General features: G+C 66.3%; 13 protein-coding genes. 5 read left to right on the forward strand and 8 right to left on the reverse strand.

What is annotated here, in order from left to right; all coding sequences use genetic code 11:
* Positions 1-181 precede the first annotated feature (181 nt).
* From waaC to EV669_RS04605, 3 genes are read left to right on the forward strand one after another with little or no spacing between them, the layout of a single operon-like run.
* Positions 182-1,141, forward strand: a complete 960-nt coding sequence (gene waaC / locus EV669_RS04595) for a lipopolysaccharide heptosyltransferase I (RefSeq protein ID WP_132098008.1) — start codon at positions 182-184, stop codon at positions 1,139-1,141.
* Entirely contained in the window at positions 1,138-2,400 is a 1,263-nt protein-coding gene (gene waaA, locus EV669_RS04600) for a lipid IV(A) 3-deoxy-D-manno-octulosonic acid transferase (RefSeq protein WP_132098009.1), read from the forward strand. The genes waaC and waaA overlap by 4 nt, the downstream gene beginning before the upstream one ends.
* A gap of 33 nt (positions 2,401-2,433) precedes the next feature.
* Positions 2,434-2,652: a TIGR02450 family Trp-rich protein gene (locus EV669_RS04605; RefSeq protein ID WP_054285576.1), complete on the forward strand. Its 219-nt coding sequence runs from the start codon at positions 2,434-2,436 to the stop codon at positions 2,650-2,652.
* A gap of 4 nt (positions 2,653-2,656) precedes the next feature.
* Here the strand turns inward: EV669_RS04605 and EV669_RS04610 are convergent, their stop codons facing one another.
* The 3 genes from EV669_RS04610 to hemA all read right to left on the reverse strand — a co-directional run bounded on the left by EV669_RS04610 (position 2,657) and on the right by hemA (position 6,364).
* Complete coding sequence (locus EV669_RS04610; protein ID WP_054285577.1) at positions 2,657-3,871, reverse strand: HD-GYP domain-containing protein; 1,215 nt, start codon at positions 3,869-3,871, stop codon at positions 2,657-2,659.
* A 163-nt stretch (positions 3,872-4,034) separates the two neighbouring features.
* The gene (prfA, locus tag EV669_RS04615; protein WP_054285578.1) at positions 4,035-5,111 is read right to left on the reverse strand and encodes a peptide chain release factor 1; all 1,077 of its coding nucleotides are present in this window, start codon (positions 5,109-5,111) and stop codon (positions 4,035-4,037) included.
* Entirely contained in the window at positions 5,108-6,364 is a 1,257-nt protein-coding gene (hemA, locus tag EV669_RS04620; protein ID WP_054285579.1) for a glutamyl-tRNA reductase, read from the reverse strand. The genes prfA and hemA overlap by 4 nt, the downstream gene beginning before the upstream one ends.
* Positions 6,365-6,470: 106 nt before the next feature.
* On the opposite strand from hemA, the gene pdxH reads away from it, so the two are divergent.
* Positions 6,471-7,109: a pyridoxamine 5'-phosphate oxidase gene (gene pdxH / locus EV669_RS04625; protein ID WP_055433826.1), complete on the forward strand. Its 639-nt coding sequence runs from the start codon at positions 6,471-6,473 to the stop codon at positions 7,107-7,109.
* A 3-nt stretch (positions 7,110-7,112) separates the two neighbouring features.
* On the opposite strand, the gene EV669_RS04630 is transcribed toward pdxH, so the two are convergent.
* The 4 genes from EV669_RS04630 to parC form a co-directional block, all read right to left on the reverse strand.
* Positions 7,113-8,213, reverse strand: a complete 1,101-nt coding sequence (locus EV669_RS04630; RefSeq protein WP_054285581.1) for an alpha-hydroxy acid oxidase — start codon at positions 8,211-8,213, stop codon at positions 7,113-7,115.
* 121 nt (positions 8,214-8,334) lie between these two features.
* Complete coding sequence (locus tag EV669_RS04635) at positions 8,335-9,669, reverse strand: sigma-54-dependent transcriptional regulator (RefSeq protein ID WP_132098010.1); 1,335 nt, start codon at positions 9,667-9,669, stop codon at positions 8,335-8,337.
* A complete protein-coding gene (locus EV669_RS04640) occupies positions 9,666-11,207 on the reverse strand; it encodes a two-component system sensor histidine kinase NtrB (RefSeq protein WP_318271317.1) in 1,542 nt (513 codons plus the stop codon). The genes EV669_RS04635 and EV669_RS04640 overlap by 4 nt, the downstream gene beginning before the upstream one ends.
* A complete protein-coding gene (gene parC, locus EV669_RS04645; protein ID WP_132098011.1) occupies positions 11,204-13,525 on the reverse strand; it encodes a DNA topoisomerase IV subunit A in 2,322 nt (773 codons plus the stop codon). The genes EV669_RS04640 and parC overlap by 4 nt, the downstream gene beginning before the upstream one ends.
* A gap of 73 nt (positions 13,526-13,598) precedes the next feature.
* On the opposite strand from parC, the gene EV669_RS04650 reads away from it, so the two are divergent.
* Positions 13,599-14,069, forward strand: a complete 471-nt coding sequence (locus EV669_RS04650; RefSeq protein ID WP_132098012.1) for a GNAT family N-acetyltransferase — start codon at positions 13,599-13,601, stop codon at positions 14,067-14,069.
* A 32-nt stretch (positions 14,070-14,101) separates the two neighbouring features.
* Here the strand turns inward: EV669_RS04650 and EV669_RS04655 are convergent, their stop codons facing one another.
* The gene (locus EV669_RS04655) at positions 14,102-14,845 is read right to left on the reverse strand and encodes a BPSS1780 family membrane protein (RefSeq protein ID WP_054285585.1); all 744 of its coding nucleotides are present in this window, start codon (positions 14,843-14,845) and stop codon (positions 14,102-14,104) included.
* Positions 14,846-14,949 lie beyond the last annotated feature (104 nt).

Here is a 14,949-nt window from a genome sequence, read left to right on the forward strand (position 1 = left end):
CCGAAAAAACATCAAGGCTGTCAACATCTTGCCCTGTTGATGGGCTTGGGATAGTTGCTACGCCTTGCCTAGGCACAGCTTGTGGATAAATCCAGCCCGGGTTTTCCACAGCCTCTTATCCACATTTGATGGCGGCCAATTCTACTTGGTTAACCACAGGGCCGCTCGTACAATGCGAGCCATGATGCAGCTCTTGATCGTGCGGACCTCGTCGATGGGGGACCTCATCCACACCTGGCCAGCCGTCACCGACCTTGCCGAACACTTCCCCAATGTCGAAATCTCCTGGTTGGCCGAAGAAGGCTTTGCCGATATCGCGCGCCTGCACCCCGCAGTCCGGCGCGTGATCCCGCTTGCCTGGCGCCGCTGGCGACGCAGCCTGCTTTCGCCCACCACCTGGCGCGAGATGCGGGCCCTGAAGGCCACGCTACAGGGAGGCCGCTGGGATTGGGTGATTGACAGCCAGGGCCTGCTCAAGAGCGCCCTGCCGGCACGCCTTGCCCAAGGTCCGCTGGTGGGCTACGACTTTGGCAGCATCCGCGAGCCGCTGGCCAGCCTGTTCTACGATCGTCGCCTGACGGTGCCGCGGACCCTGAACGCCATCGAGCGCAATCGTCGCCTGTTTGGGCAGGCGCTGGGTTACAACCCGGAGGGCGCCCCCCGGTTTGGCATCGGGGCAGGCGAACGACCACCCTGGCTCACCGAAGGGGGCTACGCAGTATTTCTGCATGCCACCAGCCGGCCTTCCAAGGAATGGCCGGAACAAGCCTGGATCGCACTGGGGAAAACCTTGGCCGAGACCGAAGGCTGGCCGGTGGTGCTGCCTTGGGGCAACGATACCGAGAAGGCCCGCGCAGAACGGCTGGCGCAGGCCATGCCTGCCGCCGTGGTGGCGCCCAGGCTCAGTCTGCCGGAGGCGGCCGGACTGATCGGGCATGCGGCGGCAGTGGTGGGGGTGGACACCGGGTTGACGCATCTGGCCAATGCGCTGGATGTACCGCTGGTGGCGCTCTACACCGATACCGACCCTGCCCGCACCGGAGTGGTGGAGACCGCCTGGGCCACCAACCTGGGCGGTATTGGGGCGTGTCCCACACCTGAAGCGGTGCTGGACGCCCTCCGCCGGGTGCGGCAGGCATGATTGCCCGGCGCCTCTATGGCGCAGTCTGGCCCCTGCTGTTGCCGCTGGTCAGGCGCTACCTGCGCAAGCGGGCCCGCAAGGCGCCGGCCTATCTGGAACACTGGGACGAACGCTTCGGCCAACCTTTTGCCGCCCGCCATCGCGGAGCGATCTGGATTCATGCGGTATCGGTAGGTGAGACGCGCGCTGCACTGCCTCTGGTGCGTGCCCTGCAGGCCCGCTGGCCGGGGGTGCCGCTGCTGATTACCCAGATGACCCCCACCGGTCGTGCCACCGCTGCCGAACTCTACCCCGATGCCGAGATTCGCTACCTTCCCTACGACACGCCTGCCGCTGTGGCGCGTTTTCTATCCGACCATGCTCCGCGTTTCGGGGTGCTGATGGAAACCGAACTGTGGCCCAACCTGATCGCGGCAGCGGCCTGCAGCGGGGTGCCACTGTTTCTGGCCAACGCGCGCTTGTCGGAGAAGTCGCTGGCGGGATACCGGCGCATCGGTGCGCTGATCCGTCCCGCCCTCGCACAGTTGACGGGCGTGGCTGCGCAAACCGCTGAGGACGCCCGGCGCCTGACCCAACTTGGGGCCCGCGAGGTGCACGTGTGCGGCAACACCAAGTTCGATTTCACGCCCCCCCTCGACAAACTGGCATTGGGAGAGGACTTCCGACAGCGGATCGGGCCGCGCCCGGTGCTGGTGTGTGCCAGCACACGCGAAGGCGAGGAAGCTTTGCTCTTCGCTGCCTGGAGCGCTGCGCGGGCACGGGTGGGCAGGGTCTTGCTGGTGGTGGTGCCGCGCCATCCGGAACGCTTTGACAGCGTGGCGGGCTTGGCCGAAGGCGCCGGCCTGGCGTGCGCGCGCCGCAGCGAAGAAGGCCCGGTGCCGCCCGATGCTGCAGTATGGCTGGGGGACAGCATGGGTGAGCTGTTCGGCTATTACGCGGCGGCCGATGTGGCCTTCGTGGGCGGCAGCCTGCTGCCTCTGGGGGGACAGAACCTGATCGAGCCGGCCAGCATCGGGCGGCCGGTGCTGTTCGGCCCCCACATGTTCAACTTTGCCGAAGCCAGCCGTCTTGCACTCGAGGCCGGCGCGGCACGGCAGGTGCCGGATGCCGGGGCGCTGGTGGACGAAGCGCTGGCCCTTCTGGCGGATGCACCCGCCAGGCAGGCGATGCACGACGCCGCCCTGGCGTTCACCGCGGCCCACCGGGGCGCCAGCGACCGCATCGTGGAACTGATCGCCGGCCGTCTTCTCCAAGCCTGACGGGCAATCGCCCGGTCCGACAAGGAGCCCGCCATGCCGGTCAATCACAAGAAACTGCTGCGCAGCAAGTGGACGGCCGTGGCCCCCACCAGCCGTGAGAAACACTTCATGGTGGTAAGGGTTACGCGCGATCAGGAGGATCCGCAGAAAGTGCTGACGGTGGATCTGGAGGCCGTGCTCACGCGCCGCCGCTGGACACTGCCGTGGCGCGATCTGGGCGATTCGGCCTCATGGCGCGCCGGCTGGCTCTAGGCTGCTAGAGAAAGCGCAGCGGGTCCACCTTCCACTTTTCCGGCGCTTCGTGGCGCACGATGCTGTCACCGCCGCCAAAACCCAGCGGCCGCGACAGGTCTACCACTTCGGGCGGGATGTGGCTGTTGCTGCGCAGACTGAAGAACACCTTCACCTTGGGCGCGATCAGGCTCTTCTCGTTCTGTTCCACCACCACGCCCAGCCGGCCGCTTTCCAGCCGTACCAGTGTTCCGACCGGATAGATGCCGGTGGCGCGCATGAAAGCCTGCACCAAGGCCGGGTTGAAGTGATGCCGCGACCATTCATACAGCTTGCGCAGCGCGTCGGTGGGCGCCATGCCCTGGTGATAGCAGCGGTCCGAGGTGAGGGCGTCGTACACGTCGACGATCGCGGCCATCTGGCCAAGTTCGGAAATCTGGTCGCCTTTCAGTCCGAGCGGATAGCCGCTGCCATCGTGCCGCTCATGGTGCTGCGCGGCCACCTCGATGGCCATGGCGGTGATGCCGGGGGTGGCCTCCAGGATACGGCGGCTTTCCACAACGTGGCATTTCATCACCGCGAACTCCTGCTCGGTCAGCCGGCCTGGCTTGTTGAGGATGGCATCGTCAATGCGCATCTTGCCGATATCGTGCAGCATGCCTCCCAGACCAGCGTGGAAGATGCGTTCGGCGCCCATCTGCCGGGCGTTGCAGAAGCTCACCATCAGGGCGCCCACGCTCACCGAGTGCAGAAAGGTGTAGTCGTCCTTGTCCTTGATGCGGCACAGCGACAGCAGTGCACCGGGGTTGGCCAGCAGCGAGCCGGTCATGCGCTCCACCACCGGCTCCACCTGAGCCACCTGCACTTGGCGCCCCAGCCGCACGTCGTTCATCACACTGTGCATGATGCGGCTGGCTTCGTGGTGCACTTGCCGCGCCCGCCCGATTTCCTCCCCGGCCTCGCGTCGGGCCGCTGCAGGCGGTGCTTCGGTCGCAAAGGCGCGGATCTCGCTGTCGAGCTGGCATTCAACCTCCTGGACGGTGGGCGCATGCACCAGATCCAATCCGCGGCTGGTATCAATGTAGATTTCGTAGATGCCGGCATCGGCAATGCGGCGGATGTCGCTTTCGTCTTCCAGCAGGAAGCGGTTGCGCAGAAAGGGATGACTCATCCAGTCGCAGTTGAGGTCGTGGATGTACATGCCGACCCTCAGGTCGGAAATCTCGATGCGCTTGATCATGCCTGGCTCCGGTCTGCGCCGGTGGAACAACACTGCAGAAATTCTAACGGCGCGGACCAGGTGCTGTCGCGGCCGTTTCGGCCAACCCTTGCGCTGGCGCAGGCAAAGCGGACGGGGCAGCCCGAAGGACTGCCCCGTTGCATGGCGCGCCTACCGTCGGCGCTCAGTCGCCCAGTTGGGCCAGCTGTTCGGCCTGGTGCTCGGCAATCAGCGCGTCGGTCAGTTCGGCCAGGTCACCGTCCATCACCTGATCGAGCTTGTAGAGGGTGAGGTTGATGCGGTGGTCGGTGATCCGGCCCTGAGGATAGTTGTAGGTACGGATGCGCTCCGAGCGGTCGCCTGAACCGATCAGGCTCTTGCGTTCGGCCGCTTCCTTCTGCTGCTTCTCGCGCAGTTGGATGTCGTAGATGCGGGCCGCCAGCACCTGCATGGCGCTGGCCTTGTTGGCATGCTGCGAGCGCCCGTCCTGGCACTCGGCTACGATGCCGGTGGGCAGGTGAGTGATGCGTACCGCGGAGTCGGTCTTGTTGATGTGCTGGCCACCGGCCCCGCTGGCGCGGAAGGTATCGATGCGCAGGTCGGCCGGGTTGAGCACCACCTCGGCGATCTCCTCCGCCTCGGGCATCACCGCCACCGTGCAGGCAGAGGTATGGATGCGTCCTTGGGTTTCGGTGGCGGGCACCCGCTGCACCCGGTGGCCACCCGATTCGAACTTGAGCCGTGAATACGCTCCCAGACCGATCAGGCGCACGATCACTTCCTTGTAGCCGCCCAGGTCGGATTCGCTGGCCGAAACGATCTCCACCTGCCAGCGGTTGCGCTCGGCATAGCGGGTGTACATGCGCAGCAGGTCGCCGGCGAACAGCGCGGCCTCGTCTCCGCCGGTACCGGCGCGGATTTCCAGGAAGATGTTCTTCTCGTCGTTGGGGTCCTTGGGTAACAGGAGCTTCTGCAGCGCGAGATCGAGCTCGGCCAGGCGCGTACGTCCGGCGTCGATCTCTGCCTGGGCGAACTCCTTCATGTCCGGATCGGCGAGCATCTCCTCGGCGGTAGCGAGGTCGTTCTCGCACTGGCGGTAGGCCGCGAAGGCCTCCACCACCGGGGTGAGTTCGGCGTGTTCGCGCGTCAGCTTGCGGAACAGATCCATGTCGCGCGTGGCGTTTTCCTGTGCCAAGAGCTGGGTGACTTCTTCAAGACGCTCGGTCAGCTGTCCGAGCCTGGCTGCGATCGAGGCTTTCATTCGGTTTCCGTAGTCAGGCGGTAAAGGCGTGCGACCGCTTCGGCCAAGCCCTCATGACCGCTGCCGCCGCGCCCGGACAGGGCCTCGGTGGGCGGATGCATCAGCTTGTTGGTCAACTGCACCGACAACTGCTCGAGCACCTTCTCCGGTGGCAGACCCCGCGCCAGCTGCTTGAGGGCCGCCTCTAGCGCCGCCTGGCGGGTGGCCTCGGCCTTGTCGCGCAGCGTGCGGATCAGTGGCGCGGCCTCGCGCTTCTTCAGCCATTCGGAAAACTCCGTCACCCGTGCCTGGATGATGGTCTCGGCTTCCTCGGCGGCCAGCTGCCGCGCTTCGCGCCCCACTTCCACGATGCCGGCGATGTCGTCCACCGTGTACAGGAAGACATCGTCCAGTCCGTCCACTTCGGCCTCGATGTCGCGCGGCACGGCCAGGTCCAGCATGAACATTGGCCGGTGGCGACGAGCCTTGATGGCGCGTTCCACCAGCCCCTTGCCGATGATGGGCAACTGGCTGGCAGTGGAACTGACCACCACGTCGAAACGTTGCAGCTGATCGGGCAGCTCCGACAGCGTGACGGCCTCGCCACCGAAACGTTCGGCCAACTTTTGCCCCCGCTCCAGCGTGCGGTTGGCAATCGTGATACAGGCGGGCTGGCGCGCGGCGAAGTGTGTGGCTACCAGTTCGATCATCTCGCCAGCGCCGATGAAGAGGACATTCAGCTCGCCGATGGTGGGGAAAATCTGTTCGGCCAGCTTGACCGCCGCAGCCGACATCGACACCGAGCTTGCGCCCACAGCAGTGCGGCTGCGCACTTCCTTGGCCACGGCAAAAGTCTTCTGGAACAGGCCGTTGAGCAGCGAGCCGAGGGTACCCACGCGTTCGGCGGTGCGCACCGCATCCTTGATCTGGCCCAGGATCTGGGTTTCACCCAGCACCATGGAGTCGAGGCCGGAGGCAACACGGAAAGCATGGCGGGCGGCCTCGGGGGCCTCCAGCCGGTAGAGGTAGGGAGCGATCTCTTCCGGCGCCAGCCCATGGAATGCCGACAGCCAGCGCGTGGGCGCGGCCGGGTCCGGGCTGGCACAGTAAAGCTCTGTGCGGTTGCAGGTCGAAACGATGGCGGCTTCCGTGGCGGCACGGGAGTTCACCAGGCTTTCCAGCGCTCCGGGCAGCGTTTCAGCCGGAAAAGCGAGCTTTTCGCGCACCGATAGCGGGGCTGTTTGGTGGTTGAGTCCGATGGCGACCAGGTGCATGGGCGGAGCGACCGCAAATCAAATGGGGTATTCTAGCCCAAACTGGTGCCGGGCGGGCGCGCCTCTCTGGCCGAGGCTGCCTGCCGCTTACCCGAGGAAGGATGCTATGACGCTGAATCTGGCCGACATCCGCAAGGATTACGCAAAGAAGGAACTCTCCCCCGACGACTGCCTGCCGGACCCGGTGGCGCAGTTCGAAGTCTGGCTCAATGAGGCGATCAGCGCCGCCGTGCCCGAGCCCACCGCGATGAACATCGCCACCGTCGATGCGCAGGGTCGGCCCAGTGCACGCATGGTGCTGCTCAAGGGCATCGAGGCGGGGTGCTTCGTGTTCTACACCAACTACGACAGCCGCAAGGGCAGCCAGCTTTCGGCCAACCCCTATGTCGCGCTCACCTTTTTCTGGCCCGAACTGGAGCGTCAGGTGCGCATCGAAGGACGGGTGCAGCGTGTCGATCCGGAGGTGTCCGACGCCTACTTTGCCAGCCGACCCTACGCCAGCCGCATCGGTGCCTGGGCCAGCGAGCAGAGCCGCGAGATCGACGGCAAGTCGGTACTGGTGAAACGTGCCGCGCTCTTCGGTGCCAAGTATCCGCTCAATGTGCCGCGACCGCCGCACTGGGGTGGGTTTGCCGTCACGCCGGAACGCGTGGAATTCTGGCAGGGCCGTCCCAGCCGGTTGCACGACCGGGTGGACTACCGTCTGACCGAAGCCGGCTGGCAGCGCAGCCGGCTTGCGCCCTGAACCTTACCGGTGGGCCAGCACCTGCGGGCCCACCGCCTCCACTGTGGCGCAGCCAGTCAGCGCCATCGCCATTTCCAGTTCCTCATGCAGCAACTTGAGCAGGTGGGCCACGCCCAAGGCGCCTGCGGTGGCCAGCGCATGGGCCTGTGGCCGGCCCACCATCACCGCATCCGCCCCCAGCGCCAGTGCCTTGAGCACATCCGTGCCCCGGCGGATGCCGCCATCCACCAGTACCGTCATCCGTGTCCCCACCGCCTCGGCGATGTCGGGCAGTAGACGGGCGGTGGCCGGGAGTGTGTCGAGCGAGCGTCCGCCGTGGTTGGATACCACCACACCCGCAAGCTGGCGGTTGGCCGCCTCGCGCGCATCGGTGACCGAGGTGATGCCTTTGAGTACGATCGGCAGGCGTGTCTGTGCTTGCAGCCATTCAATGTCGCGCCACGTGGGGGCCTGGGCCATCAGGTGCTGGAACACTGGGCTTTCCCAGTCGGACAGGACGGGGGGCGCCGGAAGCGGATAAGGCTCCAGGTTGGCGGCCTGCACTGCGGGCGGCAGGCTGAAGCCGGCGCGGCGCTCCCGGTTGCGCACACCGTTGACCGGGACATCCACCGTCACCACCAGTACTTGGTAACCGGCCGCCTCGGCGCGACGCACCAGGTCGGCGGTTACGGCCCGGTCCGGCTGGAAGTAGAGCTGGAACCACAGGGGCCCCGTGGTGGCGGCGGCAATCGCCTCGAGCGGCACGCCGGAGAGTGTGCTGGCGACAAAGCCCGCACCCATGGCTCCGGCGGCGTAGGCGCTGGCGCGTTCGCCTTCCGGATGCAGCAGCGTCTGGTAGGCCACCGGCGCCAGCAGGATGGGGTGTGCCATGCTCTGACCGAAGAGCACGGTTCGCGTGTGGCCTTCCTTCAGGTCGGCCAGCACCCGGGTGTGCAGGGGCAGCTGCTGCCATGCAGCAGGGTTGGCCGAAAGCGTATGTTCATCGCCCACGCCACCACTGACATACGCCCAGGTGGCCTCGGTCATCCGTTCACGGGCATAGCGTTCGTAGTCGCAGGCGGCAACGAGGTCAGTGGGCAACTGGGCAAGCGGAGGCAGCGGCATGGCAATGTTGGAAGGATGGGAACGGACGCTACATTACACAATAATGCGAACCATTCGCAAATAAACGGAACCGTGTTTGACCTGCGTCAGCGTGACGCGCGGGGCGAACCGGTCAGGCGGCTTACTTGATGCCGAGGCGTTCCAGCCGGTAGCGCAGCGAGCGGAAGCTGATACCCAGCCGTTTGGCCGCCTGGGTGCGGTTGTAGCGGGTGGTGTCCAGCGCCTTGAGGAGAACTTCACGTTCCACCCGGTCCAGATAGTCCTGCAGGCTTTCGCCGCCGGCCAGGGCGGGAGGCGAGGGGACATCGTCCTCCACCGGCAGGAGCTGCAGTGCGTCCGGGCCGATCTCCGGGCCGGTGGCCAGCGCCACGGCGCGTTCGATGATGTTTTCCAGCTCGCGGAAGTTACCGGGGTAGTTGTATCCCAGCAGCAGCTGCAGCGCGGCCGGCGTCAGCCGTGGCCGGGGCCCTGACACCCCATAGCGCTCCAGCAGCATGTCGACGAAGCGCGGCAGATCCTCCCGCAGTTCGCGCAGTGGCGGCATCGTCAGGCTGATGACGTTCAGCCGGTAGTAAAGGTCCTGGCGGAACGCACCACCGCTCACCTGCGCGGCCAGGTCTTTGTGTGTTGCACACAGGATGCGCACGTCGGTGGCTTCCTCGCTGGTGGCGCCCAGCCGGCGCACTTTCTTTTCCTGCAGGGCACGCAATAGCTTCACCTGCATGGACAGCGGCAGGTCGGCCACTTCGTCGAGGAACAGCGTGCCGCCCGAAGCCTGCTGGAAAAATCCTTCCCGGTCGCGGTCGGCGCCGGTGAACGCGCCACGCCGCGTGCCGAAGAATTCGCTCTCCATCAGGCTGTCGGGGATCGCGCCACAGTTCACCGGCACGAACGGTCCAGCGGCGCGCGGACCGGAGGCGTGGATCAGCCGTGCGGCCTGTTCCTTGCCGGTGCCCGACTCGCCGCGGATGTACACCGGCGCCTGGGTACGCGCCACCCGTTCGATCAGCGCCCGTATCTCCAGCATCGCGGGCGACTCGCCGTACAGCCGGGCACCGCCTTCGGTGCGTGCTGGGCGCTCCACCCGCAGCACGCCCCCGACCAGTGCGCGCAGATGGGCCAGGCTGACCGGCTTCTGCAGGTAGTCGAAGGCACCGGCCTTCATGGCGGCCACCGCGTTTTCCGTGCTGCCGTGCGCGGTGATCACCGCCACCGGGATGTCCAGATTGCGCCGGGTGATGGCTTCTACCACGGCGAGGCCTTCCCCATCCGGCAGGCGCATGTCGGTCAGCGCCAGGTCGAAGGGGCCGGCTCCATCGAGCGCTGCGAGGGCCTCGGCCACACTACCGGCGGTGGTCACCACCAGCCCCATGCGGGTGAGTGTCAGGTCCAGCAGTTCGCGGATGTCAGCCTCGTCATCGACGACGAGTACGCGTTGGGAGGCCGTGCGTTTCATGGGGCGTACCGGCAGGTGAGTCGAAAATGGCCGCTGGGCGGCACGTAGTCCAGCCAGGCTTCGTTGGCTTCGGCCAACTCGCGGGCGATGTAGAGGCCAAGGCCTGTGCCCTGGCTGTCGGTGGTAAAGAAGGGTTCGAACAGGTGCAACTGGGCGTCCTCGCTCACGCCTGGCCCGTTATCGAGTACCGACAGGTGGGCACGGTCCGGTTCGGCCTCTACCCGCAGGCGGACGGCGCCGGTTTGCCGGCTGCCGTGCCGCCAAGCGTTGCGCAGCAGGTTGAAAAGGATCTGGGTGAGATGGCCGCGATCAAAGGCGACCGCCACCGGGGTGTCAGGCACTTCCACCACGATGGCCCCGGCAGCGTCCGGCTGTGCCACGCCGAATTCGTCGACAAGACCGGTCAGGAAAGGGGCAAGCGCGATGGCCTCGGGCCGCAGCCGGTCTCGCCGGTTAAGTGCCAGTACTTCCTCCACCAGCGTGTCGATGCGCAGGGCATTGTCGCGCACGATGCGCGTCAGCCGGGCGCTGCCGGCATCGTCGGCGGTTTCGGCCAAGAGCTCGCCTGCATGGCTGATCGCTGCCAAGGGGTTGCGGATTTCGTGAGCGATGTTGGCCGTCAGGCGGCCTAAGGCGGCCAGCTTTACGCGGCGCGCTTCCTTGGCCTGGTCCGCTTGGTCGCGCAGGAACAGCACTAGTCGCCGGTTGTTGTCCTGCACGATGGGGATGAGCTCACCCACCAGTTGCCGTCCGCGCACCAGGCGCTCGACGGCAAGGTTGGCCGAAGGGTCCGGGCTGCGCTGCCAGCGTTCCACCAGCGCCACCAGCTCCGGCCGACGCTGCCCGCGACCCAACTCGGGCAGGAAGTTGGCCGCCACATGGTTGAACTGGCAGACCTGTCCCTGGTCGTCCAGCACCAACACTGCTTCACGCAGTGTTTCCAGCACCAAGGCGTTGAGCCGGTTGAGTTGCACGATCTCGTTGCCCTGGCGCTGGGCCAGCGCTTCGGACTCGCGTGCCACCCGGCCCAACTGGTAGGTGACCACGCTGACCACGAAGCCCGCCAGGGCCAGCAAGCCGCTCTGAAAGAGTTCCGCCGGAGTGGCCAGGTCCCGCACCAGCTCGTAGCCGGTGTAGCCCAGCAGCGCCACCGTGGCCAGCGCCGCGTAGAACAGCGCGTGCCGGCCCGACGACAGCAGGCCACTGATGGCCAGGAAGGGCAGCAACAGCACGCCGTAGCCGCTGCGTACTCCACCGTTGAGGGCAATCAGCCCGGTCAGCATGCCCACATCGGTGGCCACGGCCAGCGTCAGCTGCAATGGCTGCGCCAGTCGGCTGCGGCCCAGTCCGAATGAAGCGGCGATCGCCACCAGATAGCCCGCCGCCCAACCGTAGAGCGCATTGCCGCCCGACACCAGCGGCTGGTTGTCTCCGCCACGCAGCAACGACATCGCTACCAGCACGCCCACGGTGGCGGCGCGGAAGGCGTTGTATACGTCTAGAGACGGGCTGCGGACGCGGCGGAGGGAGACCATCATTCAGGTTGACGGATGGCGTGCACTGTCAGCTTGCGGGGTAGGGGCTTGCCCTTCTTGCCGCGCTTGCCAAGATAGTCGTTCAGCGCCAGCTTTTCCTCCGCACTCTTGCCGCGTGGTGAGGTGGTGTCCAGCACAGCTTTCTCACCGCTGACCACGCCCACGGCAGACAGCGTTTCGCCGGTCTCAAGCGCCATCAGCAGCAGGCCACGCCCCTTGGCCATCTCCTTGAGCTCGGACAGCGGCCAGGCCACCACCTTCGCCGCGGAGCTGGCGGTGACCAGTCGCAGGCTGTCAGGGTTGGCCGAAGCGGGCACCGCGACCGGTGGCAGCAGCGTCTCGCCTTCGTCCAGTGCGAGGAAGGCCTTGCCGGCCTTCACCCGACCGGCCATATCACCGATGCGGGCGACAAAACCGTAACCGGCACTGCCCGCCACCACAAAGCGTGCGCTGTCCGGCCCGCTGAGCAGATGTAGCGGTTTGCCACCGTCCTGCAGGCCTATCAGGGAAGCGACCGGCACACCATCACCCCGCCCGGTGGGGACGTCGGCACTGTCCACGGTGTAGGCCCGGCCGTGGGTGTCGAGGACGATCACGGGCCACACGGTTCGTGTTTCCACCACGCTGGCCAGTGCGTCACCGTCCTTGAACGATAACGTAGCGGTGTCGATGTGGTGGCCCATGCGGGCGCGGATCCAGCCTTTCTGCGACAGGATGACGGTGATCGGCTCGTCGGCCACGGTCTGGGTCAGCACGGCACGTTCAGCCGGGCGAATCTCGGTGCGTCGCACGTCCCCGTATTTCTGCGCGTCTGCCTTCAGTTCGCGGATGATCAGGCGGCGCCGGGCGGCGGGGCTGTCGAGTGTGGCCTGCAGCTTCTCGCGCTCGTCGCGCAGCTCCGACAGCTCCTTCTCCAGCTTGAAGCCTTCCAGCCGCGCCAGCTGCCGCAGCCGGATCTCCAGGATGTCTTCGGCCTGAAGGTCAGTCAGGCCGAAAGCCTTCATCAGCTCTGGCTTGGGTTCGTCCGACTCGCGGATGACGCGGATCACCTCGTCGATGTGGATGAAGACGATCATCCGCCCTTCGAGGATGTGGATGCGGCGTCCCACCTGGCCCAATCGGTGCTCCAGCCGGCGGGTGACGGTGATATGGCGGAATTCCAGCCACTCCTGAAGGATGGCCTTCAGCCCCTTCTGCCCGGGTCGGCCGTCCAGACCGATCATCACCAGGTTCATCGGCACGTTGCTTTCGAGGCTGGTCTGCGCAAGCAGCACGTTCATGAACTCGTCCGGGTCCTGACGACTGGACTTCGGTTCGAACACCAGCCGTACCGGATGCTCGCCGTCCGATTCATCCCGCACCCGGTCGAGAATGGAAAGCATCAGGCTCTTGAGATTCTGCTGCTCGGTGCTGAGCGCCTTCTTGCCGGGGCGGACCTTGGGATTGGTGGCTTCCTCGATCTCTGCCAGCACCTTCTGTGCGCTGGCCCCCGGGGGCATTTCCGTCACAATCGCACGCCACTGTCCGCGGGCCAGCTTTTCCACCTCCCAGCGTGCCCGTACGCGGACCGAGCCGCGTCCGCCCTCGTAGGCCAGCCGGATATCCTCGGGTGGCGTGATGATCTGGCCGCCGCCCGGGAAGTCGGGTCCGGGCACGTGGGCCATCAGCTCGGCGGTGGTCAGTTCGGGGTTGTCCAAGAGAGCGATACATGCCGAGGCCACTTCACCGAGGTTGTGCGGCGGAATCTCGGTGGCCAGCCCCACGGCAATGCCCGAGGCACCGTTGAGCAGCACCATCGGCAAGCGTGCAGGCAGACGCTGCGGCTCCTGGAAAGCCCCGTCGTAGTTGGGCACGAAGTCCACCGTGCCCATGTCGATTTCCGACAGCAGCAACTCGGCAATCGGGGTGAGCCGGGCTTCGGTGTAGCGCATGGCCGCTGCACCGTCGCCGTCACGGCTGCCGAAGTTGCCCTGGCCGTCGATCAGCGGATAACGCAGGGTGAAATCCTGTGCCATACGCACCAGCGCCTCGTAGGCCGAGCTGTCGCCGTGCGGATGGTACTTGCCGAGAATCTCACCCACCACGCGCGCCGACTTCACCGGCTTGGCGCCCGCTGTCAGGCCCATGTCGCGCATCGCGTACAGGATGCGCCGCTGGACCGGCTTCTGGCCATCCGATACTTCCGGCAGGGCGCGGCCCTTGACCACGCTCATCGCGTATTCGAGATAGGCGCGCTCGGCGTACTGGTCGAGCGCAATCCACTCGCCATGCCCACCCTGCGGGTCGTTGCTTTCGTCGCTGAAAAGGTCTTCGCTGTTCATAAAGAGGGGGATTCGGTCCGCCGGAGGGCGTGACGTGTTATGTTCGTTCGATCACAGATGAGGGAATTCTACTATGGGGCAACCCCTTGCGTGGGCCTGCCACCCGTTCGACGGTTTTACCCCACAGGCCCTCTACGAAGTGCTGGCCCTGCGGGACCGGGTGTTCGTGGTGGAGCAGCAATCGATCTATGGCGACCTGGACGGCTTGGACCAGCAGGCCCTGCACCTGAGCGGCCGCAGCCCCGAAGGGCACTTGCTTGCCTATGCACGGCTTCTGCCGCCTGGCATCAAGCTGGACCGGGCCGTCGCTATCGGCCGCGTGGTGGTGGATGCTTCGGTGCGCGGCACCGGGCTGGGTCGGCTGCTAATGCAGCAGGCCCTGGAGGCGGCCGAGTCGGCCTGGCCAGGAGTGGAGATCGGCCTTTCGGCGCAGGTGAATGCCCGGAGCTTCTATGAGAGTTTCGGCTTCAGGAGGGTGTCCGAACCCTACGACGACGGCGGCATCCTCCACGAGGACATGCTGCGCTCCGCCGGCAGGGCCTGACCGGGGGCGCGGACCCCGTCGGGCTGCGTTCCTCAGCAGCGCTGGGGCAGCCCGTTGCCGAACACGTCGCGCCAGGCAGTGTAGCCACTGGCATACAGCACCGGGAACCACAGTAGCAGACCCAGCAGGAGTGGCAGCAGGGCCAGGAACAGCAACAGCGACAGCATCACGCTGTAGACGAGGATGGCCAGCCAGTTGGTCAGCCCGGCACGAAAGCTCACCCGTAGTGCCTGGAAGGCGTTCAGCCGCGCCAGTACCACTGCAGCGGGGGCAAACCAGTAGGCCAGGTTGACCACGAACACCACCACGGTGGCCCCGATCATTACCGGGATGAGGTCGCTCGCGGCTAGCGTGGCGGCATCCTCTGCCGCCAGGCGCTCCACCAAGCCGGGGGCGGCCAGCGTCAGCAGCAGTTCTAGGGCCACCAGTCCCAGCATCAGCAGCACACTGTAGAGCGCGCCAACCGCAGCCAAGGACAGGCCATGCTGGCGCAGCCCTGTCAGGAAGTCGGCGCGGCGCAAGGGCTCGCCACGCTCGGTCTTCTGGGCCGCCAGCACGAAGCTGCCGCCGAACACCGGTGCGAGCAGCATGCCGGCCATCCCCAGGGCCGGCACCATGCTCAACACCACCTGCAGGGCGATGTAGGCAAGCGCGAACATCGCCCAGGTGACCGGCTGCTCGCGGACCAGATAGAAGGCCTGTACGATCCAGCGCCAGCCGTGACGGGCGGGAACGTGCTGGTGAACGGGCAGGGGATCGGCAAAGGGTGCGGCCATGGGGGTGGAACCTCGCGGAGCGGACGATGGGCGAAAACTGCAGAGCGTTGGCCGAAAGCGTGCCCGGCGTCAAGGGGGCATGCCCCGGCTCGGTTGCCGGCGAG

It is taken from the genome of Gulbenkiania mobilis (genome assembly GCA_004346645.1).
GTDB lineage: Bacteria > Pseudomonadota > Gammaproteobacteria > Burkholderiales > Chromobacteriaceae > Gulbenkiania > Gulbenkiania mobilis.

Coding starts and splice junctions, on each gene's coding strand:
- EV669_RS04610 (WP_054285577.1), bottom strand. CDS start 3,871: ATGATCAAGCGCATCGAGATTTCCGACCTGAGGGTCGGCATGTACATC.
- parC (WP_132098011.1), bottom strand. CDS start 13,525: ATGAACAGCGAAGACCTTTTCAGCGACGAAAGCAACGACCCGCAGGGT.
- EV669_RS04650 (WP_132098012.1), top strand. CDS start 13,599: ATGGGGCAACCCCTTGCGTGGGCCTGCCACCCGTTCGACGGTTTTACC.
- EV669_RS04635 (WP_132098010.1), bottom strand. CDS start 9,669: ATGAAACGCACGGCCTCCCAACGCGTACTCGTCGTCGATGACGAGGCT.
- hemA (WP_054285579.1), bottom strand. CDS start 6,364: ATGCACCTGGTCGCCATCGGACTCAACCACCAAACAGCCCCGCTATCG.
- pdxH (WP_055433826.1), top strand. CDS start 6,471: ATGACGCTGAATCTGGCCGACATCCGCAAGGATTACGCAAAGAAGGAA.
- EV669_RS04605 (WP_054285576.1), top strand. CDS start 2,434: ATGCCGGTCAATCACAAGAAACTGCTGCGCAGCAAGTGGACGGCCGTG.
- waaC (WP_132098008.1), top strand. CDS start 182: ATGATGCAGCTCTTGATCGTGCGGACCTCGTCGATGGGGGACCTCATC.
- EV669_RS04640 (WP_318271317.1), bottom strand. CDS start 11,207: ATGATGGTCTCCCTCCGCCGCGTCCGCAGCCCGTCTCTAGACGTATAC.
- waaA (WP_132098009.1), top strand. CDS start 1,138: ATGATTGCCCGGCGCCTCTATGGCGCAGTCTGGCCCCTGCTGTTGCCG.
- prfA (WP_054285578.1), bottom strand. CDS start 5,111: ATGAAAGCCTCGATCGCAGCCAGGCTCGGACAGCTGACCGAGCGTCTT.
- EV669_RS04655 (WP_054285585.1), bottom strand. CDS start 14,845: ATGGCCGCACCCTTTGCCGATCCCCTGCCCGTTCACCAGCACGTTCCC.
- EV669_RS04630 (WP_054285581.1), bottom strand. CDS start 8,213: ATGCCGCTGCCTCCGCTTGCCCAGTTGCCCACTGACCTCGTTGCCGCC.